The organism is Amycolatopsis bartoniae (assembly GCF_014191255.1).
GTDB classification, from domain to species: domain Bacteria; phylum Actinomycetota; class Actinomycetes; order Mycobacteriales; family Pseudonocardiaceae; genus Amycolatopsis_E; species Amycolatopsis_E bartoniae.
The window spans coordinates 154,561-176,595 of record NZ_JACHWH010000010.1 but is presented as its reverse complement, the minus strand read 5'-3'; the positions used below and the strand labels follow the sequence as shown (position 1 = coordinate 176,595).

Sequence of the window (22,035 nt, the reverse complement as noted above, 5' to 3'; positions counted from 1 at the left end):
CGTCAGCGCAGCTTCCGCGCCACCGCCGCCCGCACGCCGCGCACCGCCGACACCACGCGCGGGAACTGCGGGCCAGGACGGTCATCGCCCCGCGCCGGGCGGCCCGCCTCCAGGCGTTCGCGTTGCGGCACCACCACGTACTTCGGGTCGCGGGTCGACTCCACGCCCGCCTCGAAGACGCCGAACCGCTGCAGCGCGCTGCCCGTCAGCAGCGCCAGCCCGGACACCATCGCCGCCGGGCGGCTGCGGCCGGACACCAGCGTGCCCAGTGCCCCACCGACCGTCAGGTACTCCGCCCACTTCCGCAGCCGGTGCGCCTTGCCCGTCGTGTACGCCTCCGCGCTCAGGCCCAGCCGCCGCTCCAGCAGCCGCGACGCGACGACCTCCAGCCCCGCGCCCACCGCCGCCAGCCGCCGGGCCGGGCCCGCCTCCCCGGGCCGCGCCAGCAGCATCCCCAGCCCGCCGCCACTCGCCGCGGCCGAGCCGGTGAACACGAACGGCAGGTACTCGTGCGCCTCGTGCCACGCCGGGACCGCCGTCTGCGACAGCAGCACCGCCGTGTAGGACGCGACGCCGGGCGCGAACGCCGCCGCCGACAGGCCCGCCGGGCGCGCCGCCTTCTCCAGCACCTTGCCCGCCCACGTGCGCCGCAGCGCGCGCGGCATCAGCTCCGCCACCCCGCTCAGCCCCGCGCCCGGACCGTACGCGACGAGGATCCACGTGCCCACGCTCATCGGCGAGCTCGGCTTCGCCACCCGCAGCATGTGGTGGAACCGCTCCGGCCGCCCCAGGTCGGCGACCAGGAAGTACATGCTCGCCGCGATGCTGCCCAGCGCCCCGACCCGGCCCACGCGCCGCAGCCCTGGCCGCCCGGTCAGGTCCGCCCCGGCGCCCAGCATCGCCGACCCCGCGGACAGCCCGCCCGCGAACAGGTACGCCGCGATCTTCCACTCCCACACGGGCGACTTGAGCACCGCGCGCCCGTAGTACGAGCGGAACTCCGCCTTCGGCACCGCCGGCTGCTCGCGCGTGCCGCCACGCCCGAACATCTGCGCGTGGATGTCCCTCGCCTGCGCGTCACTGCGCAGCTCCCGCAGCAGCGGGTCCTTGCCGTCCGTCATCGCCTTCCCCGCCCCAGGAACGCCGACACCGCGGCGGCGACGAACGCCGACGCCGCCATCCCGGCGAACTTCCACATCGCCGGCGCGTCCCGCGTCGGCACCACCGGGTCCGGCGGCAGCCCGTACACCTCCGGCTCGTCCAGCAGCAGGAAGAACGCGCCGTCGCCGCCCACGCCGTCGTCCGGGTCGTGACCGTACAGCCGCGCCTCGGGCACGCCGCGCTCGTGCAGCTGCTCGACCCGCTGCGCCGCGCGCTCGCGCAGCTCGTCGAGCGGGCCGAACTGGATGGAGTCCGTCGGGCACGCCTTGGCGCACGCCGGTTCGAGCCCGTCACGCAGGCGGTCGTAGCACAGCGTGCACTTCCACGCGCGCCCGTCGTCCTCGCGCCGGTCGATCACGCCGTACGGGCAGCCGGACACGCAGTAGCCGCAGCCGTTGCAGATGTCCTGCTGCACGACCACCGTGCCGAACTCCGTGCGGAACAACGCGCCGGTGGGGCACACGTCGAGGCAGCCCGCGTGCGTGCAGTGCTTGCACACGTCGGAGCTCATCAGCCAGCGGAAGTCCTGCCTGCTCTCCGCGCCGGTGCCGTCGCCCGGCCGCTCGAACTTCGGGATCCCCAGCTCCACCGGCTTCGTGCCGAGGTCCCCGCCGCCGCGCTCGGCCAGCTCGATCGCCGACGCGACCGTGTCCGCGGACCGCCGGCTTCCGGAAGGTCCGGTGGGCAGCCCGTCCAGGCCCGGGTCCTGCGCGCCCAGCGGCCGGGCCTGCTCGACGAACGCCACGTGCCGCCACGAGTCCGCGCCGAGCATGCCGGTGTTGTCGAACGACATCCCGAGCAGGTTGAACCCGTCCTCGGGCACGAGGTTCCACTCCTTGCACGCCACCTCGCACGCCTTGCAGCCGATGCACACCGAGGTGTCGGTGAAGAACCCCACGCGCGGCGGGTGCTCGTCGTACCCGGCGTTGCCCGCGGGATCCTCCAGCGGCCCGTACAAGCTGTTGTCACTCATTCCGGCTCCATGTGCGAAGTAGGATCCGGGTGCGTCGTGTCGATGTGCGTACCGGTCTCCGGCGTGATGCCGGCCCGGTGCCGGTACTCGGCGACGTACTCCAGCAGCGCGGGCCCGCGCGGGCGCCGCCCCGGCTGGATGTCGCACGTGGCGACCTTGCTCTCCTGGATGAACACGTTCGGGTCGACCACCACGCCGAGCAGGTCGTTCACCACGTCGCCGTCCACCAGCCCGGTGTGCCCCCAGTGGTAGGGCATCCAGATCTGGTGCACCACGCGGTCCTCGATCCGCAGCGGCGTCATCCGGTCGGTGACGAACACGCGTGCGTCCACCGCCGTGCGGCTGGTGATCACGTGCGCCCAGTCCAGGTGCGCCAGCCCGCGCTCGGCCGCCAGCTCCGGCGACACCTCCACGAACAGCGCCGGCTGCAGCTCCGCCAGGTACGGCAGCTGCCTGCTCATCCCGCCCGCCGTGTGGTGCTCGGTGAGCCGCGCCGCGGTGAACACGAACGGGAACACCTCGGCGTGCGCCTCCGGCGGCGACGGGTTGGACGGGTTGTCCCACCGCCCGTACACCTTGCGCACCGGGCTGCCCTGCTGCTTGTACAACGCGTTGCGCACCGGCGACTCGTGCGGCTCGTAGTGCGTGGGCAGCGGCCCGTCGAGGACGCCGTTGGGCGCGAACAGCCACGCCTTGCCGTCGGCCTGCATGATGAACGCGTCGTCCCCGCGCAGCGCCTCGACGCCCACCGCGTCCTCGGGCGGGCGGTAGTCCGGCGCCTTCGTCTTCTCGAAGTCCGGCACGTCGTGCCCGGTCCACTCGCCCTTCTCCGCGTCCCACCAGACGAGCTTCTTGCGCTCGCTCCACGGGCGGCCCTGCGGGTCGGCCGAGGCCCGGTTGTAGAGCACCCGGCGGTTCATCGGCCAGGTCCAGCCCCACTCCGACTCGTACGGCCCCTGCTCGGTGTGCGGTTTGCGGCGCGCGGCCTGGTTGACCTCGTCCGCGTACACGCCGCTGTAGATCCAGCAGCCACACGCGGTGCTGCCGTCGGCCTTCAGCTCGGTGTAGCCGTTGACCGCGCGGCCCGTGGTGAGGTCGACGCCGTTCATCCGCCGCAGCACGTCCTCGCCGGACGGCTCGTCGCCCTCCATCTCGTAGTCCCACGCCAGGTCCAGCAGCGGGCGGTCGCGCTCGTCGGTGGACCCGGCCAGCTTCTCCCGGAGCTTGCGGCCGAGGTGGTAGGTGAACCACAGCTCCGAGCGCGCGTCGCCCGGCGGTTCGACGGCCTTCTCCCGCCACTGCAGCATCCGCTGGGTCTGGGTGAACGTGCCCGCCTTCTCCACGTGCGACGCGGCGGGGAAGAAGAACACCTCGGTCCGGCAGGTCTCCGGGGTGATCTCCCCGGTCTCGGTCTCCGGCCCGTCCTTCCAGAACGTGGCGCTCTCGATCATCACCAGGTCGCGCACGACCAGCCAGTCGAGGTTCGCCATGCCGAGGCGCTGCAGCCGCCCGTGCGCCGACCCGACGGCCGGGTTCTGGCCCAGCAGGAAGTAGCCGGACACCTTGCCGTCGACCATGTCCATGACCGTGCGGTACGTGCCGTGGTCGCCGTTGATCCGCGGCAGGTAGTCGAAGCAGTAGTCGTTCTCGGCGGTGGCGTGCTCGCCCCAGTACTCCTTCAGCAGCGACACCATGTACGTGTCGGCCTTGTGCCAGAAGCCCTTCTGGTTCTGGCTGGTGATCTTGCCGAGGTAGTCCTCCAGCGTGGCCTGGCCCGCCTCGGGCATCGCGAGGTAGCCGGGCAGCAGGTTGAACAGCGTCGGCACGTCGGTCGAGCCCTGGATGCTCGCGTGCCCGCGCAGCGCGAACACCCCGCCGCCGGGGCGGCCGATGTTGCCCAGCAGCAGCTGGATGATCGACCCGGCGCGGATGAACTGCGCGCCCATCGAGTGCTGCGTCCAGCCCACGCTGTAGACCAGCGCCGCGGTGCGCTCACGGCCGGAGTTCTCCGTCCACGCGCGGGCGATCTCCAGGAAGTGCTCGGCGGGCACGCCGCACACGCGCTCGACCATCTCCGGGGTGTAGCGGGCGTAGTGCCGCTTGAGGATCTGGTAGACGCAGCGCGGGTGCTGCAGCGTCGGGTCGGCGGCGATGTCGCCGGCGCCTTCGATCGGCGCGCCACCGGAACCGAGCTGGTCCGGGGCGCCGCGCTCCTTCGCGCCCGAACCGCCGCGCCCACCCGAGTGCGTGTGCTCGTAGTGCCACGACGCCGGGTCGTAGGACGCGGAGTCGTGGTCGTACCCGCTGAACAGCCCGTCGAGGTCCTCGGCGTCCTGGTACCGCTCGTCCACGAGGAACGACGCGTTGGTGTAGGCGGTGACGTACTCCCGGAAGTCCAGCTCGTTCGACAGGATGTAGTTGATCACCCCGCCGAGGAACGCGATGTCCGTGCCCGCGCGCAGCGGCACGTGCCGGTCGGCGACCGCGCTCGTGCGCGTGAACCGCGGGTCGATGTGCACCACCTGCGCGCCGCGCGCCTTGGCCTCCATCACCCACTGGAACCCCACCGGATGGGCTTCGGCCATGTTCGAGCCCATGATGACGACGAAGTCGGAGTTGACGAGGTCCTGCTGGTAGTCCGTCGCGCCACCGCGACCGAAGGAGGCTCCCAGACCGGGAACCGTGGCGGAGTGTCAAATACGGGCCTGGTTCTCGATCTGCACCGCGCCCATCGCCGTGAAGAGCTTCTTGATCAGGTAGTTCTCTTCGTTGTCCAGCGTGGCGCCGCCGAGGCTGGCGATGCCCATCGTGCGCCGCAGCCGGTTCCCGTCGCCGTCGCGCTCCTGCCAGCCCCGGCGCCGCGCGTCGAGCACCCGGTCGGCGACCATGTCCATCGCCGTGTCGAGGTCGAGCTCCTGCCACTCGGTGGCGTAGGGCGCGCGGTAGCGCACCTTCGTCTGGCGCTGCGGGCCGGTGACCAGCTGCTTGCTCGCGGAACCCTTGGGGCACAGGCGCCCGCGTGAGATCGGGCTGTCCGGGTTGCCCTCGATCTGGACGACCTTCCCGTCCCGGACGTACACCTTCTGCGCGCAGCCGACCGCGCAAAAAGGACAGACGGAGTGCGCCACGGAGTCGGCGGACGCGGTGCGGGGCGTGAGCCCGGCGGAGCGCGCGGACTGGGCGGCCTTGCCGCGGCCCAGCGCGTCGGGTCCGGTCACCTGCCGGTAGACCGGCCACGACCGGATCCACTTCCCGATGTCCATCTCCGTCCCTCCGTTCCGAGCCCGGCACGAACTACCCTGCCGGTGTCCTGATCAAACCCCGGCACTCAGGGTTTCGCAACGACCAGCGTCCGCGTGCCGTCGTCGCCCCGGCGGGTGATTCTCCGGGCGTCGAGCTGCTCCAGCAGCGGCACGGCGATGCGCCGCGTGGTGCCCAGCGCCCGGCGGGCTTCGCTGACCGTGAACGGCTGCGGCAGCGTCGCGAGCACCTCCGCGGCGCGCTCGACCGCGTCGGGCCCGAGCACGACACCGTCGGCGATGCGGGTGAGCCGTCCGGCGCGCACCGCGGCGGCGAGCTCGCGGGGGCCGAGCTTCAGGTCGCTCAGCTCGTCGGCCTCGGGAGCGCGGAACGGCTCGGCGGCGAGCCACTCCTCGACCGTCCGCACAGCCTTGTCCACCCGCGCGGGCAGGCCGGTGCCGGGCGGGCGCACCAGCCCTTCGGCAACCTTCAGTGCGGTGCCCGCCAGCAGCTTCGGGACCAGTTCGGCGGCAGGCAGGCCCACCTCCTGCCGCAGCGACTCCAGCGGCATACCGGCCGCGACGTCGTGCTCGGCGGCCCACCGGCGCACGGCGGAGACAGCGCTTTCCCGCCGCGCGGCCCACCAGTCCGGATCGACGACCCACTCCCCCACGCGCTGCCCGGTTCCGGGCAGCCCCATGGCTTTCAGCTCGGCCGCCCGGGCGTAGTCGGGCGGCCGCACGCGCCCGGTGGCCAGCTCCTCGGCCCGGGCCTGCGCCGCGCCGCGGCGGCGCAGCCGCGGCGGCCGCACGTCGAGCACCTCGAACCCGGCGGCGATGCGGTGCTCCCCCGGATCGCGCAGCAGGCCGACGTCACCGACGCGCAGCGGCAGCGGCCGGGCCAGGCGCAGCCGCGCGGCGACCGTCCCCAGTGGACGGACGTGCACGGGGACGGCCGCGGATCCCAGGTGCAGCACCAGTTCCCGGTGCAGCTCCCCCGCCGCCCGCAGCGCGACGTCGGCCTCCGTGGTGTCCAGCCACGCGCCCGGGGTCCGCACCGTGTCGCCGCGGACGATGCGCTGGCGCTCCACACCACGCAGGTTCACGGCGACGCGGGCGACGGCGCCGACCTCCGTGCGGTCCTCGCCCAGAGACTGGAGCCCGCGGACGGTGACGCGGCGCCCGGCGTGCTCCAGCTCGTCGCCGACGGCGATCGTCCCGGCCGCCAGCGTTCCGGTGACCACGGTGCCCGCGCCGCGGACGGTGAAGGACCGGTCGACCCACAGCCGCACGTCGGCGTCCCGTTCCGGCTGCGGCAGCCGGTCCACCAGCGCGACCAGCTCCGCGCGCACCTGGTCGAGGTCGGTGCCGAGCACGACCGGCGGATCGGCCATGGACGTGGCGGCGAACCGTTCCCGCGCCTGCGCGATCGCGCGCGCCGGATCTGCCAGGTCCGCCTTGCTGATCACCAGCAACGCCTGCCGGACGCCGAGCGCGTCCAGGGCGGCGAGGTGCTCCTCGGACTGCGGCATCCAGCCTTCGGTGGCCGCGACGACGAACAGCACCGCCGGCACCGGGCCGACGCCGGCGAGCATGTTCGCGACGAACCGCTCGTGCCCCGGCACGTCGACGAACGCGAGCTGCCGCCCGGCCAGCTCCGTCCAGGCGAAGCCGAGATCGATCGTCAGGCCCCGCCGCTGCTCCTCCGCGAGCCGGTCGGGCCACATCCCGGTGAGCCGGTGCACGAGCGTGGACTTGCCGTGGTCGACGTGCCCGGCGGTGGCTACGACGAACACGCCAGCACCGCCGTCACGAGCAGCTCGTCCTCCTCCGGCGCCACCGTGCGCAGGTCCAGCACGCAGCGGCCGCCCTCCAGCCGCCCGACGACCGGCGGTGTGCCCGTGCGCAGGGCGGCGGCGTACGCCTCCGGCAGGCTCACGCCCGCACTGGGCAGCTCCACGCCCGGCGCGCCACCGCCCCCGACGGCCGCGACGCAGTCCACGGCACGCGCCTCCGGCAGCCGTTCGGCCAGCCGCCGCGCCCGCGCCCGCAGCCCGGCCACGTCGCCCGTCAGCGCCTGGGCGACCGGTGGTGGCGGGCCCGCGACGGTCGCTTCGAGCGCGGCGAGGGTCAACTTGTCCACGCGCAGGGCGCGCGCGGCGGGATGCCGCCGCAGGCGCTCGATGAGGCCCGCGTCCCCGAACAGCAGCCCGGCCTGCGGCCCGCCGAGGAGCTTGTCGCCGCTCGCCGTCACGAGGTCCGCGCCGTCGCGCAGCACCGTGGCGGCGTCGGGTTCGTCCGGCAGGACGGGATGGGGCGCGAGCAGGCCGGAGCCGATGTCCACCACGAGCGGGACTTCGAGCTTCGCCAGCTCGGCGACCTCCACCGCGGAGGTGAACCCGGTGACCTGGAAGTTGGACGGGTGGATCTTGAGCACGAAACCGGTTTCCGGGCCGAGAGCGTCCGCGTAGTCGCGCAGGCTCGTGCGGTTGGTGGTGCCGACCTCGCGCAACCGCGAGCCCGCCGACTCCAGCAGCTCGGGGATGCGGAACCCGTCGCCGATCTCGACCAGCTCGCCCCGGCTGAGCACGATCTCCTTGCCGGGCGCCAGAGTCAGCGCCGTCAGCAGCAGGGCGGCCGCGTTGTTGTTGACGACGTGCACGCCGCCCGCGGCCGGCACCGCGCGGGCCAGCGCCACCAGCGCGCCCCGGCCGCGGCGGGCGCGGCGGCCGGTGGCGAGGTCGAACTCGACGTCCGTCGCGCGGCCCGCGGTGACCACCGCGTCGAGCGCCGCCCGCGACAACGGGGCGCGCCCGAGGTTGGTGTGCACGACGACGCCGGTCGCGTTGACCACGGGCCGCAGGCTCGCCGCCGTCGGGGGCAGCGCGGCGACCGCGTGCTCGGCGACCTGCTCCGGCTCGATCTCCCCCGCGCGTGCCCGCTGCTGCGCCTGGGCGATCACGGATTTCACGAGCGCACGGCCGAGTACGCGCTCGGCCTCGGCGAGGCGCGGGTGCGTGAGCAGCACGTCGGTGCGGGGTACCCGCCGCCGCGGGTCACCCACGGCCGGTCCCGGGGAGCATGGCGACCATCATGGCAAGCCTGCCGCTGCCGTGCGAACCGGGCGGGGGCAGCATGGGCGCATGGCCTACCGACTGACCCAGTACGCCCACGGCGGCGGCTGCGCGTGCAAGATCCCGCCCGGTGAGCTGGAGGACGTGGTCCGCGGCCTCGTCGCCGCGCGCCCGCGGGACCCCGCCGGCGAGCTGCTGGTGGGCCTCGACGACGGCGACGACGCGGCGGCGGTGCGGATCGAGGGCGGGACGGCGCTGATCGCGACCACGGACTTCTTCACCCCGGTGGTGGACGATCCCTACGACTGGGGGCGGATCGCCGCGACGAACGCACTTTCCGACGTGTACGCGATGGGCGGCCGGCCGGTGGTCGCGGTGAACCTGCTCGGCTGGCCACGGGAGGTGCTGCCGTTCGAGCTGGCGGCCGAGACGCTGCGGGGCGGGCTCGACGTGTGCGCGGCCGCGGGCTGCCACCTCGCCGGCGGGCACAGCGTCGACGACCCGGAGCCGAAGTACGGGCTCGCGGTCACCGGTATCGCCGACCCGGAACGGTTGCTGCGCAACGATTCGGGCAAACCCGGCGTGCCGCTGTCGCTGACGAAGCCGCTGGGGATCGGCGTGCTCAACAGCAGGCACAAGGCCACCGGAGAGCGCTTTCCGGAGGCCATCGAGGTGATGACGACGCTCAACGCCGCGGCGGCGCGCGCGGCGCTCGCGGCCGGGGTGGAGTGCGCGACGGACGTGACGGGCTTCGGGCTGCTGGGGCACCTGCACAAGCTCGCGAGGGCGAGCGGTGTGACGGCGGTGCTCGACTCGACAGCGGTGTCCTATGTGGAGGGTGCACGGGAGGCACTGGCGGCGGGCTACGTGAGCGGCGGCACCCGGCGCAACCTCGACTGGGTAGCCCCGCACGTCGACCTGTCGGCGGTGAGCGAGGACGAGGCCCTCCTGCTCGCGGACGCCCAGACCTCCGGCGGGCTGCTCATTGCCGGAGAGATCCCCGGCGCGCCGGTCATCGGGGAGCTCGTGCCGTGGGAAGGCCGGACCATCGTCGTCCGGTGATGCCCGTCAGGTGTTGCTGCCGCCCTGGTTCTGCCCGTTCGTGCGCCCGGGGAAGCCGGGGAAGCCGTACCCGCCGTTAGGGCGCTCCCGGAACTGGTGCTGACCTGCGCCGCTGTTCCCGGCCGTGGCGTGCCCGATGGCGAACCCGCCCACCCCGCCGACCAGCAACGCGGCCACGACCGCGACCACGGTGACGGCGACCCGCGCCCCCCGCTTCGGCGGCGCGGTGGCCTGCCAGCCCGGCGGAGGCGTCCAGGGCTGCCCCGGCCACGGCGCACCGACTTGGGGCGTCGCCGCTGCCTCGCCGGGCTGCGGCGTGCTGGCGGCGTTCCCCGTCTGCGATGCCCCGGCCGAGTTCTCCGCGTGTGGTTCCTTCGCCGCTGCCGGGTCGTGGGCTTCCGGCCGCGGTTCGTCCTTCCCCATCCTGCTCCCTCCGCTTCCCTGCGGTGATCTTGAGCCGGAAGGCTGAACGAAACCTGCGGCCACGCTGAAAATTCGCTGTGAAGCACCACCGTATAGGTCGTTATACGGCATGATCCGCCGACCGCGGGGTACTCCCGCGCCCATGACGACCTCACCGTTCGAACCGGACCCGCACCTCGGCGAGGAACGCATCGCCGCCGCCGATCCCGGGCAGGGAGCACCCAACACGGCCGACGGCTTCGGTCCGCCCGGCAGCGACGACAGTGCCGGCGGCGAGGACGACCGCGAAGACTCCTGACTCCCTCACCGGTGGCCGGTGAACTGCACCACCTGCTGGAACGTCGGCCGGTTCTGCCAGCCGATCGCCGGGTCGGTGATGCCGCCCATCGGGCGCTGCACGATCGAGTCCGCGCACCACTGCTGCCCCGCCGAACAGTTGTCGTCGGCCGGGTACACCGTGGTCGCGGGCTCGGCCGCCGCCTGCGCGAGGCTCGCCAGCAGTGCCGTCCGGCACGCCGCGAGGTTCCCGCCGCCGCAGTACGGCTGCGCCAGCCCGCCCGCCACCGGCTCCCCCAGCACCGCCCGCAGGTCCTTGTCCACATAGGACCACCAGCCGTGCTGGAAGGCCGAGCCGCGGTGTGGCGCCGACTCGTTGGCCGACGCTCCCCCGCTCGTCGGGCCGGTCTGGCCGTTCGACGGGGACTCGTTGATCTGCAGGGCGCCGACCAGCGCGGTGAACAGGTCGTTACCCATCGCCGGCTGGAACTCGGCCTGCACCAGCAGCGGCCACCACGCGTCCATCACCTGGATGGCCGTGGCGTCGGCGTAGGTCCTGCTGCCCGGCGACGTCTCGACGCGCTTCGCCCCGTGCGCCAGCCACGTCCGCAGCTGGCTCACGGCCGCCGCCTGCGCGGGATCGGTGACGGGCCGGGTGTCGATCACCCGCAGCAGCGTCGGCAGCACGTCCTCGCCGCGCAGGTCGGTCACCGCCGCGTCCTCCATCGCCCGCACGACGTCCGCCCGGCTCACGTTCCCGCGCGCCACGAGGGCCGAAAGCCGGGAGTCGAGCAGGTCGACGCGGTGCACGCTCGCCTCGCCGAACCCCGCCGACGTGTAGTCCCGCGCCTGCTTGTTGTTCCAGGACACGTAGTAGTCCTGGTCCACCGAGCTCGGGTGCGCGGAGTCCGGCGTCCGCTGCGAGGTGTTGAGCGCCGGGTCCCAGCCGAGCCACTCGTACCGCGGGTCGGCGAGCACCGGCAGGTTCGGGTCCACAGTGGATGGCCGGACGGGGTTCCACCCGGAATTGTAGTAAGCGCTTTCCGACGAGTTCACGTAGAACCAGTTGAAGGTGTAGTTGATGTCCGCGGCCGCGGCCTCGAACTGCGCCGCCGTGCCCATCTGCGCGGGGTCGTTGAACTTCTGGAAGCCGAGGATCGAGTCGGCCTCGTGCCGGTAGGTGGAGCGCTGCGCCGCGTACGCCACCGGCTTCCCGCCGACCGTGGCCCGGTACTGCACGAGCCCGTAGCGCGTCCGGTACTCGACGAGCCGGTACGACCCGGCCGCGGTGGTGTCAGCGATGGTCGGTTTCCACGAGTTCCTCACCTCCAGCGGTTCCATGGGCACGCACTGCCCGTTGTCCACATAGGACGTCGAATCCGGACCCGGTGCCGAGCCGTCCGGGTTGCACAGCTGCAGCGCGAAGGTGTCGGTGATGTCCTGTGACGCGGAGGTGGCGCTCCACGCGTAGTCCTGACCCCGGCCCAGCTGCACGTAGAAGTTGGTGCCCGCGAAGGAAACCCCGCGGGCGCTGATCCCCGGCCCCTGCAGCTCCTCCAGCATCAGCAGCTGGGGCGCGAAGTAGCCGGTCTGCGGGCCGAACACGGCGAGCGGGTGCCCGTCGTCGGTGTGCTGACCCGACACCACGAGCGCGTTCGACATGCCGTGCTTGTCCGACAACAGGTTTCCCGGCAACACGCCGTTGTCGAAGATCCCCTTCGCCGGCGCGAGCGACGCCGGTGCCGCGACCGGCGCCTTCGCGTTGGTGACCGCCGAGCCGGTCGGGTCGTAGACCTCCTGCTGGGGCCGCACCGACCCGGCGTCCGGCAGCGCGACTCCCTCGGGGTTCGCGGGACTGGCGGCGTACGGGAAGGACTGTCCACTGTGCACCGTCAGCGTGGCTTCGGGATCGTTCTCCTCCCGGAAGGACTGCCACACCTGCTCCCCCAGCGCCGGGCCGTACTTCGCCTCCGCGGCCTGCTTCACCAGCGCCGACTGGACTTCGCCGCCACCTCCGGTGCCGAACAGCGCGCCGACGACCCCGGCGATCGCGATGAGGTCGGTCGCCTGGAACGGGTCGATCGACCCGGCGTTGGTGATCGCGTCGACGTGCCCGGTGAGCACGTACTCCCCCGGGAAGTAACGGCCCTGGTACGCCTGGCGGATGTAGGTGTTCACCCCGTCGAGGTAGGCGTTGATGTCGGTGAGTGCCTGCGCCCCCGCCGGCCCGCTCGCCGCGATGCGGTTCACCTGGTCCTGCAGGTCCTGCTCGGTGTACGGGGCGGCGGCCCAGAACGTCTGCTCCAGCTGCCGGTTGCCCTCGGCCCCGCCGGCGAAGCTGGTCAGCTGCCCGCGCCCGACGTGGCGGAACAGGTCCATGAGCCACAGCCGGTCCTGCGCCGCCGCGTACCCGGCGCCGAACTCCGTGCCCGACCGGGTGGTGCCGTAGACGTGCGGGACGCCGGTCGCCTTGTCGCGGACGATGCTGACGTCCGAGCGTGGCTGGATGCTGCTGGCCACCTGGTCCGGCGGCACACCGAAAGCCGAGGAGTTGAAGTACTGGTCGATCGTGTCGTTCGTGACCGACTGGTAGTCGTTTGCCAGCGCCGCGTACGGGCCGAGCTGATCGTCGGTGTGGGCCGGGCGGGTGCCGAACAACTTGTTGCCGAGGATGTCCGCCAGCGTCGCGTTGCCGTTCTCGCCGGGCGGCAGGATGTCGTTGCACTGGCCGCCGCAGTAGTCCGCGGGAGGCGCGGCCTCGGCGGGCGAGGTCACCACGGCGACGGCGGTGACGGCGGCGAGCAGGGCTCCCACGATCCGCTTCCGGGCTGACCGGCGCATGAGCACGCTCCTTCGACGCGGCGGGACACGGCATCGTGCGGACCGGAACGGTACGCGGGGCCGCCGCAATCACGAAAGTCCCTCACGTTTACTTCCGCCCGAACGGGCCAGTCCGACCGGCGGTGCACTACCGTGGGTCCGCGTGGACGGGCAGCTGCAGATCGGCCAGGTCGCCGAGCGCACCGGCCTGTCGCTGCGCACGATCCGGTACTACGAGGAAGTCGGCCTCGTCGTGCCCAGCGCCCGCAGCCAGGGCGGCTTCCGGCTGTACCGGGAGGCGGAGGTCGACCGGCTGCGGCTGATCATGCGGATGAAGCCGCTCGGGTTCCAGCTCGACGAGATGCGAGAGCTGCTGGCCATCCTCGACCCGCTCCCGGGTGATCCGGAGGTCGCCGACCCGCGCGGGCGCCTGGCGGAGTTCACCGAGGCCGCCGAGCGCTCCCGGGACGAGCTGCGCAAGAAGCTCGGCATCGCCGAGGAGTTCGCGGCCACCCTGCGCGCGCACCTCGACGGCAACCCTCCCCTCACGTAAGGGTAGGGTTACGGCGAGCGTGAAGGTGACACCGGCGTGTCCGCACGCGCCGCCCGCAGTCCCCGCGCTTCCCGGATAGGTCTTCCCTTGTCACTGCCCTTCACCCGGCCCTCGTGGCTCTCGCCCCGCGTCGCGCGCACCGAGGTCCTCGCCGGACTCGTCGTCGCGCTGGCCCTGATCCCCGAGGCGATCTCGTTCTCGGTCATCGCCGGCGTCAGCCCCGCCGTGGGCCTGTTCGCCTCGTTCACGATGGCGGTGGTCATCGCGATCGTGGGCGGGCGCCCGGCGATGATCTCGGCCGCGACCGGCGCCATCGCGCTCGTGGTCGCCCCGCTCTCCCGCGAGCACGGGTTCGGCTACCTGGTCGCGACGGTGCTCCTCGGCGGTCTCGTGCAGATCGTGCTCGGGGCGCTCGGCGTGGCGAAGCTGATGCGGTTCGTGCCGCGCAGCGTGATGGTCGGCTTCGTCAACGCGCTGGCGATCCTGATCTTCCTGGCGCAGGTGCCCAACCTGGTCGGCGTGCCGTGGCCGGTGTACCCGCTGTTCGCCGCGGGGCTGGTGCTGATGGTGCTGCTGCCGAGGCTGACGAAGGCCGTGCCCGCGCCACTGGTGTCCATCGTCGCGCTGACCGCCGTCACGATCGGCGCCGGCATCGCGGTGCCGACCGTCGGCGACAAGGGTGCGCTGCCGTCGTCACTGCCGGTGCCCGGGCTGCCGGACGTGCCGTTCACCGTCGGCACGCTCACCACCATCGGCCCGTACGCGGTCGCCTTCGCACTGGTGGGCCTCATGGAGTCGCTGATGACGGCCAAGCTGGTCGACGACATCACCGACACCCGCTCGAACAAGACGCGCGAGTCGATCGGCCAAGGCGTGGCGAACGTCGTCACGGGCCTGTTCGGCGGAATGGGCGGCTGCGCCATGATCGGGCAGACGATGATCAACGTGCGGGTGGCGGGCGCGCGCACCCGGCTGTCCACGTTCCTCGCCGGGGCGTTCCTGCTCATCCTGTGCCTGGTCTTCGGGCCGGTCGTGGCGCGGATCCCGATGGCCGCGCTGGTCGCGGTGATGGTGCTGGTCGCGTTCGGCACGTTCGACTGGCATTCGGTGGCCCCGGCGACGCTGAAGCGGATGCCCGCCGGGGAGATCACGGTCATGGTCGTCACGGTGGCGGTGGTGGTCGCGACCGGCAACCTCGCGATCGGGGTCGTCGCCGGCACCGTCCTCGCGATGGTGATCTTCGCCCGGCGCGTGGCGCACCTGGCGCGGGTCACGTCGGTCACGGACGGCACCGAGGTCGTGTACTCGGTGAGCGGGCAGCTGTTCTTCGCCTCCAGCAACGACCTGGTGTCCCGGTTCGACTACGCGGGAGATCCGGACAGTGTCGTCATCGACCTGTCCGGATCGCACGTGTGGGACGCGTCCACGGTCGCCGCGCTCGACACGATCGGCGAGAAGTACGCCGCGCGCGGCAAGTCCGTGCGGATCACCGGGCTCAACTCCGCCAGTGCCGCGATGCACGAGCGCCTCACCGGTGAGCTGAGCGGGAGCCACTGACCCGGTCTAGACGAGTTCGTCCACGGCGACCGCGGGCACGGGCGCTGCCGCCCGCCGGCGGCGGACCACCCCGGAGATCGCCACCAGCAGGCCGAGCACCGCGATCCCGGTGACCACGCTCAGCGCCGGGCGCAGCCCGGTGAGCAGGCTCGCCGCCGACGCGTCCGCGCCGCCGTTCGCCGTGAGCACGGCCGTCACCACCGCGAGCCCGATCGCGCCGCCGACCTGCAGCGAGGTGTTGAGCAGGCCACCGGCGAGCCCCTGCTCGTCGTCGCCGATCCCCGTCGTGGCCTGGATGTTGAGCGACGAGAACGCCAGCGTGAAGCCGATGCCGAGCAGGATCATGCTGGGCAGCACCGACCCCGCGTAGCCGGAGTGCTCGTCGACGCGCAGGAACAGCGCGTAGCCCGCGACGTGCGCGACCACCCCGGCGAGGATCGTGCGCGGCGTGCCGACGCGGTCGATCAGCGGCTCGATCCGCGGCGACGCGAACGCGACGATCAGCGCCGCGGGCAGGAATCCGAGCGCGGTCTGCAGCGCCGACCAGCCCAGCACGGACTGCAGGTACAGCATCACCACGAACTGGAACCCGATGTACGCGCCGAAGAACAGCGCGCCGCCGAGGTTCGCCCGCGCCAACGGCCCCGAGCGCAGGATGCCCAGGCGCAGCAACGGGTTCCGGCTGCGCCTCTCGATCAGGACGAACGCTGCCAGCAGGGCCGCGGCGACCACGAACGACACCAGCGTGCGCGGAGCCGCCCAGCCGACCTCGGGCGCTTCGACCACCGCGAACACCAGCAGCAGTGAGCCGGCGGCACCGGTGATCGCCCCGGGCAGGTCGTAGCCGCCGCCCGTGCGCTCGGCCCGGTAGGCCGGGATGAGCCTGCTGCCGAACGCGAGCGCGGCGAGCGCGACCGGCACCGGGAGCAGGAAGGTCCACCGCCAGCCGACCTCGGTCAGCAGGCCGGAGAACACCAGTCCCGCGGAGTACCCGCTCGCGCCGAACACGGCGAAGATGCTGATCGCCCGGTTGCGGGCGGGGCCCTCGTGGAACGTCGTGGTGATGATCGACAGCGCCGCGGGCGCGGTGAACGCCGCCGCGAGGCCCTTGACGAACCGGGTGGCGATGAGCAGCGCGCCGCTGTCGACGAGGCCACCGAGCAGGGACGCGAAGGCGAAGACGGTGACCGCGACGAGGAACACGCGGCGGCGGCCCAGCAGGTCGGCCGCCCGGCCGCCGAGCAGGAGCAGCCCGCCGTAGCCGAGGACGTAGCCGCTGACGACCCATTGCAGCGCGCTCGTCGACAGGCCCAGGTCGGCCCGGATGGCGGGCAGCGCGACGCCGACCATCGACACGTCGAGCGCGTCGAGGCCGACGACGGTGGACACGGTCAGCAGGACGCCCCAGAGGCGGGCGTCCCAGTGGGTGGAGGAGGTGGACAGAGGAGCTGTCGGTCTCATGCGGACGAGACTACATGCACACGCATCTAATGCAAGGGGATTTAATGTGTTTGCATAAGATTCACGTGCATGCTAAGGTGCGATCGTGAGCGACGTAGCCGAACGGGGCCTGGTGCGGCAGTGGCACGACCTGCAGGCGCTCCACGCGGCCGTGTCCGGCGCGCTGGAGGCCCGGCTGCAGGAGCGGCACGGCATCGGCGTCACCGAGTTCGAGGCGCTCGAACAGCTCGCCACGGCCGACCGGAAATGCCGCGGCACCGAACTGACCGAGGTGGTGCACCTCAGCCAGAGCGCGACCTCCCGCCTGGTCGCCCGCATGGAGCGCGAGGGCCTGGTGGAGCGGTCGCTGTGCGAGGACGACCGGCGCGGCGTGTTCGTCAACCTCACCGCCGCCGGTCGCCGCCGCTACGACGAGGCCAAGCCCACGCACCGCGAGGTCCTGGCCGAGGTGCTGGCGCGCGCCTGAGTCGTCAGGTCAGCCGCACGACGACGGAGACCCGGCCCTTCGCGTCCCGCCGGGCCACGGCGTGGCCCATCCGGTCGGCACCGTCCAGTTCGAGCGTGAGCGGCCCCCCGTCGCCGGTGAAGTTGCGCCACCACGACTTCGCGCCGGGCAGGCGCACGCCGATCGTGACGGTGTCGCCGCTGCGGCGGAACCCCACGGGAGTGCTGAAGACCCGTCCCGAGCGCCGCCCGGTGTACGTCACGACGGTGAGGTGCCGCCGGATCCGCGCACCCCAGCACCGCGACGAGCGCAACGCCAGGATGGCGGTGTTGAACCCCCGGACCGCTCGCCGTGCCGGTATTCCCCTGTGCCGCATGTGTCCTCCTTCGCCGGTTACCGTCCGGACAGCGGACGAGCGGGCCGTGGTGTTCCGAAGTGAGGAAGATCGGGTCATGACCTTCTCATTCCTCAGCCACCTCGACTGCTCGCGGACCGGCGAGCGGCTCGACGCCGACGTCGTCCAGGGCACCTCCCCCGCCGGGGCGCCGCTGCTGGCGCGGTACGACCTCGACCGCGTGCGGGAAACCGTGACGCCGCGGGACATCGCGGCGCGTGAGCCGAACCTCTGGCGCTACCACGAGGTCCTGCCGGTCCGCTCCCCAGGGCACGTCGTGACCCTCGGCGAAGGCATGACCCCGCTGCTGCCGATGCCGGGCTACGGCAGGCGCGCCGGAGTGCCCCGGCTGCTGATGAAGGACGAGGGCCTGGTCCCGACCGGTTCGTTCAAGGCCCGCGGCGCCGCGGTGGGCGTGTCACGGGCGGCCGAGCTGGGGGTGCGGGGAATCGCCATGCCCACCAACGGGAACGCGGGCGCGGCCTGGGCGCTGTACGCGGCGCGCGCCGGACTCAAGAACCTCATCGCGATGCCCGCCGACGCCCCGGTGATCACGATGAAGGAGTGCCAGGCCAGCGGCGCGGAGCTGTACCGCGTGGACGGTCTCATCGGCGACGCGGGCAAGCTCGTCGCCGCCGCGGTCGCCGGGCGGGACGGCTACCAGGAGGTGTCCACGCTCAAGGAGCCCTACCGCATCGAGGGCAAGAAGACGATGGGGTACGAGATCGCCGAGCAGCTCGGCTGGCGCGTGCCCGACGTGATCCTGTACCCCACCGGCGGCGGCGTCGGGATCATCGGCATCTTCAAGGCGATCCGGGAGCTGCAGGAGCTGGGCTGGCTGGACGGGAAACTGCCCCGGCTCGTCGCGGTGCAGGCCGCCGGCTGCGCCCCGATCGTCGAGGCGTTCGAGCGCGGCGCGCGGGAGAGCGAGCCGTTCCCCGACGCCCGGACGGTCGCGTTCGGCATCACCGTGCCCAAGGCGCTGGGCGACTTCCTCGTGCTGGACGCGGTCTACACCACCGAAGGCACGGCGATCGCGGTCACCGACGACGAGCTGCTGGCCGCGCAGCGCCGGCTCGCCGAGCTCGACGGCGCTTTCGTCTGTCCCGAGGGCGCCGCCTGTTTCGCCGCCGTGGACCGGTTGCGGGAGTCGGGCCGGCTCGGCGAGGCGGACGAGGTGGTGGTGCTCAACACCGGCGCGGGCATCAAGTATCCGGAGACCGTCGAGGTCGACGCTCCCCTGCTCGCCAAGGACGAGGCGATTCCGAAGCCCGCCGTATAGGTCGTTATACAAGCCGAAGATCGTCATCCTGAGGACGACATTTCACTTGTCATCACAACGACGACTTCTTATACTGGTGGTGCGCGTTGACAGAGAGAACGACGAGGAGGGACAGAAAATGTTGATGCGCACCGACCCGTTCCGCGAACTGGACCGGCTCGCCTCCCAGGTGTTCGGCGCCCCCGGCACCTGGTCGCGCCCGACCTCGATGCCGATGGACGCCTACCGCGCCGGTGACGAGTTCGTGGTGTCCTTCGACCTGCCCGGCCTGACCCCCGACGCCATCGAGCTGGACGTCGAGCGCAACGTGCTGACCGTCAAGGCGGAGCGCCGTCCGGCGCACGAGGGCGATGTCGAGATGCAGGTCTCCGAGCGCCCGCTGGGGGTGTTCTCCCGCCAGCTGTTCCTCGGCGACTCCCTCGACACCGAGCACATCGCCGCCAGCTACGAGGCCGGTGTGCTGACCCTGCGCATCCCGGTCGCGGAGCAGGCCAAGCCGCGCCGGATCTCGATCGAGAGCCGCTCGGACGAGCCGAAGCAGATCGACGCCTGAACCTCGGCGCCCCCTCTGAGACTGTCCACAGCGGACGGCCTCAGAGGGGGCGGGCCTGCTCCAGCAACGCTTCCCCGAGCGCGGCGGCCTCCGCGCGGGACAGGCTCACCCACTCCACGTGCCCGTCGTCGCGGCCGGAGGAGATCCGCACCGCCACCCAGCCGGTGGGCACCTCGGGCAGCTCGGCCCGGCTGACCGTGATCCGCCGTCCGCACCTGGTCGCCAGCGTCTTCCGCCGGCCGCCTCCCGACATCCCGCACCTCCCACTCAGCACCTCCGGGTACCGGGTAGAGCGCGGCGGAAGTGCTGGCTATTCCCTTCCGGACCGCCTGCCCGGTCGCTCCGCCGCGTGCCGCTGCCCGGGGCCGGGACCGCGGCGGGCCGCGAGCGCGTCCGCCACCGCACCGGTCGCGAAGCCGTAGACCGTCTTGTGCAGCAGGTCGACGAGCAGCTCCGAGCGCGGCCACGTCTGCGGTGGCGCACCGACACCGGTGGCGTTCTCCAGGATCTGGTCGGTGCTGAGCCGGACCACGGTGAACATCGCCGACGCGACCGGACCGCGCAGCCCGGCGTTCGCCATCAGCGCGCGGACCCCGCCCACGAGGGCGCCCTGCCCGAAGTGCATGAGCAGCGTGGTCCGCAGCCGGCCGCCGGTCAGCCGCGCGAGCACCGCCCCGGGCACCTGCGAGTCCGGGCGGCCGGTGAACCGCTGCTCGATCTTCTCCGCCACCGTCATCACGGCCGTGCCCGCCGCTCCGGCGACCAGGCCCTGCCACACCGCGCTCCTCAACATGGTCCCCGGGCTACCCCTTCGCGCGGCGGGGAACCCGGTGCGCGTGGGCGGAGTTGAACGCGGCGTGATGATTGTGGCGGACGGCCTCGGTGTCGCGGCCGGAGGCGGATGGTTGTTCCGCGGGCTGGATTTCGCGGTCGGTCAGGGCGGGTGTCTCGTGCTGCGCGGCACGAACGGGTCCGGCAAGTCGACGTTGCTGCACTGTCTCTATGGGATCCGGCCACCGGACGACGGGCAGGTCGCGATCGGCGGCGCGCCCCCGGACGAACGGTCGGTGGCCTTCCGCCGCCGCGTTTCGGTGCTGCTGGACGACTCCGCGCTGTTCGCCGAGCTGACCGCGCGCCAGCACCTGGACCTGCTCGTGCGGTCCTTCCCGGGGCGGATGGCCGATCCGGTCGAGCTGCTGGCGTGGGCAGGTCTGGACCACCGCGCGGACGTGCCCGCGGGGCAGCTGTCCGCGGGCCAGCGCCGGCGGCTGCTGCTGCTCGCGGCCGTGGCCCGCCCGCACGAGGTGCTGCTGCTCGACGAGCCGGAGCAAGCCCTGGACGCCGCCGGACGCCGGTGGGTGACGGAACTGATCCGCGGCAGCCTCACCGAAGGGGCGTCCGTCGTGGTTGCCAGTCACCACCAGCCCTTGGCCGACGGGGTGGCCAGTGCCGTGTTGGAGTTGTCGTGAAGCCGCCGTGCGGCGCCCCTGCCCGGAGGCGCCTCCGCGGTGGCGAGCCACCGGCCGCCGACAGGCACCCCCAGCCCAGCCCTGGAGCTGTCGTGAAGCGCTCCTCCGGGGACCTCGCCGCCTGGGTGCTCGGCGGGGCGCTCGTCGCGGGGTTCCTGAGCATCCCGTTGTCCCACACCGCCGAGCTGCGCGCGCAGCTGCTCGGGACGCATCCGGCGCCGTCGTGGGGCGGCCTCGCCGTCCTGGGGCTGGGCCTGCTCCTGGCCACGCGGTCGGTGCTGCACAAGGGTTTTGCGTGGGCAGACCCGGCGCAACTGACGTGGGCGGACTTCGACGGCTCCCGCCCCGCGCTGCTGCGCCGCCGCCTGCTCCTCGCCTGGCTGGGGCGGTTCGGGGCGGCCGCGTACGTCGTGCTGGCCACCGGGACACTGCTCGGGTTCTCATGGCCCGTGCTGGAAATCACGGCCTTCGCGACCGTCGCCGCGGGGACGCTCGCGGCCGCCGCGCCCGCCGTCCGGTCGGGACGGGCCGAGCTCGTGCGCCGCTACCGGGAACGGCTCGTGCGCCGGACCGCGCTGACGTTCCTCGACGTCCTCGCCCTGCTGCCCGCGGGGCAGCCCGTGCGCTGGCCGGGTGCGCTCGCCGGGCACGCGGTCGTGGCGCGGTTCGCCCTCGCGGTGATCCTGTCCCGGCGCCGGTCGCTGCCTACGGCGGGGCTGCTCGCAGCGGCCGTCGCGCTCGCCCACGCCCTGTTCCCAGCGGTGGATCCCGCCTGGTGGCTGGGCCTCGGCGGCTACTGCGCGGCGCTGCCCTTCGCGTCGGCGCTCGCGGAGCTGACCCGCTCCCCCGGGCTGCGCCGGTGGATCGGCCGCGGCGACCGGGAGGTGCGGGCCACGGCCGCCGCCGTGCTCGTGCTCTTCCTCGCGCTCTGGGAGGGGCTGGCCGTCGCGCTCGGCGTTTCGGTGTCGGCGGCCGGCGTGACGGCGCTGGTGGTGGCCGCGGCGGCGGTGGTCCGCACCGCCACCAGGGCAGGAGTGGACTACGGGAACCTCGGGACCACGGCGGTGGCGGGCATCCTCGTGCCGGCGGGGCTGCTGTGGCAGGTCGGGCACGGGCCCGACCTGCTGGTGGTGTGCCTGGTCCTGCTGCTGGTCTCCGGGATCGCGCTCGCCGTGCCCCTGTCGCTCGGTCTCTCGGCGGCGGCCGTGTTGCGCACCTGACGCCCGTCCGGGAGAACACCGGGCACGCGGCGTGCCCTTACGGACATGTGTCCGTTTCCTCCGTCACCCGGCC

Annotated in this window: 20 protein-coding genes; 9 read left to right on the top strand and 11 right to left on the bottom strand. The window is 72.9% G+C overall.

Annotation, left to right across the window (positions count from 1 at the left end):
• Window positions 1–2 precede the first annotated feature (2 nt).
• The 5 genes from nrfD to selA form a co-directional block, all read right to left on the bottom strand.
• Window positions 3–1,121 (bottom strand): NrfD/PsrC family molybdoenzyme membrane anchor subunit, encoded by a 1,119-nt coding sequence (gene nrfD, locus FHX82_RS31645; protein WP_221216781.1) that lies wholly within the window; start codon window positions 1,119–1,121, stop codon window positions 3–5.
• Window positions 1,118–2,134, bottom strand: a complete 1,017-nt coding sequence (locus FHX82_RS31640; RefSeq protein ID WP_145934556.1) for a 4Fe-4S dicluster domain-containing protein — start codon at window positions 2,132–2,134, stop codon at window positions 1,118–1,120. Before FHX82_RS31640 ends, nrfD begins: the two co-directional genes overlap by 4 nt.
• Entirely contained in the window at window positions 2,131–5,397 is a 3,267-nt protein-coding gene (fdh, locus tag FHX82_RS31635) for a formate dehydrogenase (RefSeq protein WP_191303888.1), read from the bottom strand. The genes FHX82_RS31640 and fdh overlap by 4 nt, the downstream gene beginning before the upstream one ends.
• Window positions 5,398–5,462: 65 nt before the next feature.
• Window positions 5,463–7,169: a selenocysteine-specific translation elongation factor gene (locus tag FHX82_RS31625; protein ID WP_145934553.1), complete on the bottom strand. Its 1,707-nt coding sequence runs from the start codon at window positions 7,167–7,169 to the stop codon at window positions 5,463–5,465.
• A complete protein-coding gene (gene selA / locus FHX82_RS31620) occupies window positions 7,157–8,437 on the bottom strand; it encodes an L-seryl-tRNA(Sec) selenium transferase (protein ID WP_145934552.1) in 1,281 nt (426 codons plus the stop codon). Before selA ends, FHX82_RS31625 begins: the two co-directional genes overlap by 13 nt.
• 79 nt (window positions 8,438–8,516) lie before the next feature.
• On the opposite strand from selA, the gene selD reads away from it, so the two are divergent.
• Window positions 8,517–9,509: a selenide, water dikinase SelD gene (selD, locus tag FHX82_RS31615; RefSeq protein ID WP_145934551.1), complete on the top strand. Its 993-nt coding sequence runs from the start codon at window positions 8,517–8,519 to the stop codon at window positions 9,507–9,509.
• A gap of 6 nt (window positions 9,510–9,515) precedes the next feature.
• Here the strand turns inward: selD and FHX82_RS31610 are convergent, their stop codons facing one another.
• Window positions 9,516–9,932: a hypothetical protein gene (locus FHX82_RS31610; protein ID WP_145934550.1), complete on the bottom strand. Its 417-nt coding sequence runs from the start codon at window positions 9,930–9,932 to the stop codon at window positions 9,516–9,518.
• A 142-nt stretch (window positions 9,933–10,074) separates the two neighbouring features.
• Here FHX82_RS31610 and FHX82_RS31605 point away from each other — a divergent pair, with 142 nt between their 5' ends.
• Window positions 10,075–10,230 (top strand): hypothetical protein, encoded by a 156-nt coding sequence (locus FHX82_RS31605; protein WP_183176942.1) that lies wholly within the window; start codon window positions 10,075–10,077, stop codon window positions 10,228–10,230.
• 5 nt (window positions 10,231–10,235) lie between these two features.
• Here the strand turns inward: FHX82_RS31605 and FHX82_RS31600 are convergent, their stop codons facing one another.
• The gene (locus FHX82_RS31600) at window positions 10,236–13,049 is read right to left on the bottom strand and encodes a penicillin acylase family protein (protein WP_145934549.1); all 2,814 of its coding nucleotides are present in this window, start codon (window positions 13,047–13,049) and stop codon (window positions 10,236–10,238) included.
• Between the two features lie 142 nt (window positions 13,050–13,191).
• Here FHX82_RS31600 and FHX82_RS31595 point away from each other — a divergent pair, with 142 nt between their 5' ends.
• Window positions 13,192–13,581 (top strand): MerR family transcriptional regulator, encoded by a 390-nt coding sequence (locus tag FHX82_RS31595; RefSeq protein ID WP_229880291.1) that lies wholly within the window; start codon window positions 13,192–13,194, stop codon window positions 13,579–13,581.
• 87 nt (window positions 13,582–13,668) lie between these two features.
• Window positions 13,669–15,138, top strand: coding sequence for a SulP family inorganic anion transporter (locus FHX82_RS31590; RefSeq protein WP_221216780.1), 1,470 nt, complete (start codon window positions 13,669–13,671; stop codon window positions 15,136–15,138).
• A gap of 6 nt (window positions 15,139–15,144) precedes the next feature.
• On the opposite strand, the gene FHX82_RS31585 is transcribed toward FHX82_RS31590, so the two are convergent.
• On the bottom strand, window positions 15,145–16,599 hold the full coding sequence (locus FHX82_RS31585; protein ID WP_145934547.1) for an MFS transporter: 1,455 nt from the start codon (window positions 16,597–16,599) through the stop codon (window positions 15,145–15,147).
• Window positions 16,600–16,684: 85 nt separating this feature from the next.
• Here FHX82_RS31585 and FHX82_RS31580 point away from each other — a divergent pair, with 85 nt between their 5' ends.
• Complete coding sequence (locus tag FHX82_RS31580; RefSeq protein WP_145934546.1) at window positions 16,685–17,065, top strand: MarR family winged helix-turn-helix transcriptional regulator; 381 nt, start codon at window positions 16,685–16,687, stop codon at window positions 17,063–17,065.
• A gap of 4 nt (window positions 17,066–17,069) precedes the next feature.
• Here the strand turns inward: FHX82_RS31580 and FHX82_RS31575 are convergent, their stop codons facing one another.
• Window positions 17,070–17,420, bottom strand: a complete 351-nt coding sequence (locus FHX82_RS31575; protein WP_145934545.1) for a nitroreductase/quinone reductase family protein — start codon at window positions 17,418–17,420, stop codon at window positions 17,070–17,072.
• A gap of 76 nt (window positions 17,421–17,496) precedes the next feature.
• On the opposite strand from FHX82_RS31575, the gene FHX82_RS31570 reads away from it, so the two are divergent.
• Together FHX82_RS31570 and FHX82_RS31565 are read left to right on the top strand one after the other, a co-directional pair.
• Complete coding sequence (locus FHX82_RS31570) at window positions 17,497–18,720, top strand: threonine synthase (RefSeq protein WP_145934544.1); 1,224 nt, start codon at window positions 17,497–17,499, stop codon at window positions 18,718–18,720.
• A gap of 118 nt (window positions 18,721–18,838) precedes the next feature.
• Window positions 18,839–19,273 carry an Hsp20/alpha crystallin family protein gene (locus FHX82_RS31565; protein ID WP_145934543.1) on the top strand — a complete coding sequence of 145 codons (435 nt, stop codon included), beginning with the start codon at window positions 18,839–18,841 and terminating at the stop codon, window positions 19,271–19,273.
• Window positions 19,274–19,313: 40 nt separating this feature from the next.
• Here FHX82_RS31565 and FHX82_RS31560 read toward each other — a convergent pair whose 3' ends face one another.
• Window positions 19,314–19,526 (bottom strand): hypothetical protein, encoded by a 213-nt coding sequence (locus FHX82_RS31560; RefSeq protein ID WP_145934542.1) that lies wholly within the window; start codon window positions 19,524–19,526, stop codon window positions 19,314–19,316.
• Between the two features lie 57 nt (window positions 19,527–19,583).
• Entirely contained in the window at window positions 19,584–20,066 is a 483-nt protein-coding gene (locus tag FHX82_RS31555; RefSeq protein WP_145934541.1) for a hypothetical protein, read from the bottom strand.
• Between the two features lie 67 nt (window positions 20,067–20,133).
• Between FHX82_RS31555 and FHX82_RS31550 the strand changes: the two genes are divergently transcribed.
• Entirely contained in the window at window positions 20,134–20,742 is a 609-nt protein-coding gene (locus FHX82_RS31550) for an ABC transporter ATP-binding protein (protein ID WP_145934576.1), read from the top strand.
• Window positions 20,743–20,834: 92 nt separating this feature from the next.
• Complete coding sequence (locus FHX82_RS31545; protein ID WP_145934540.1) at window positions 20,835–21,962, top strand: DUF6297 family protein; 1,128 nt, start codon at window positions 20,835–20,837, stop codon at window positions 21,960–21,962.
• Window positions 21,963–22,035 lie beyond the last annotated feature (73 nt).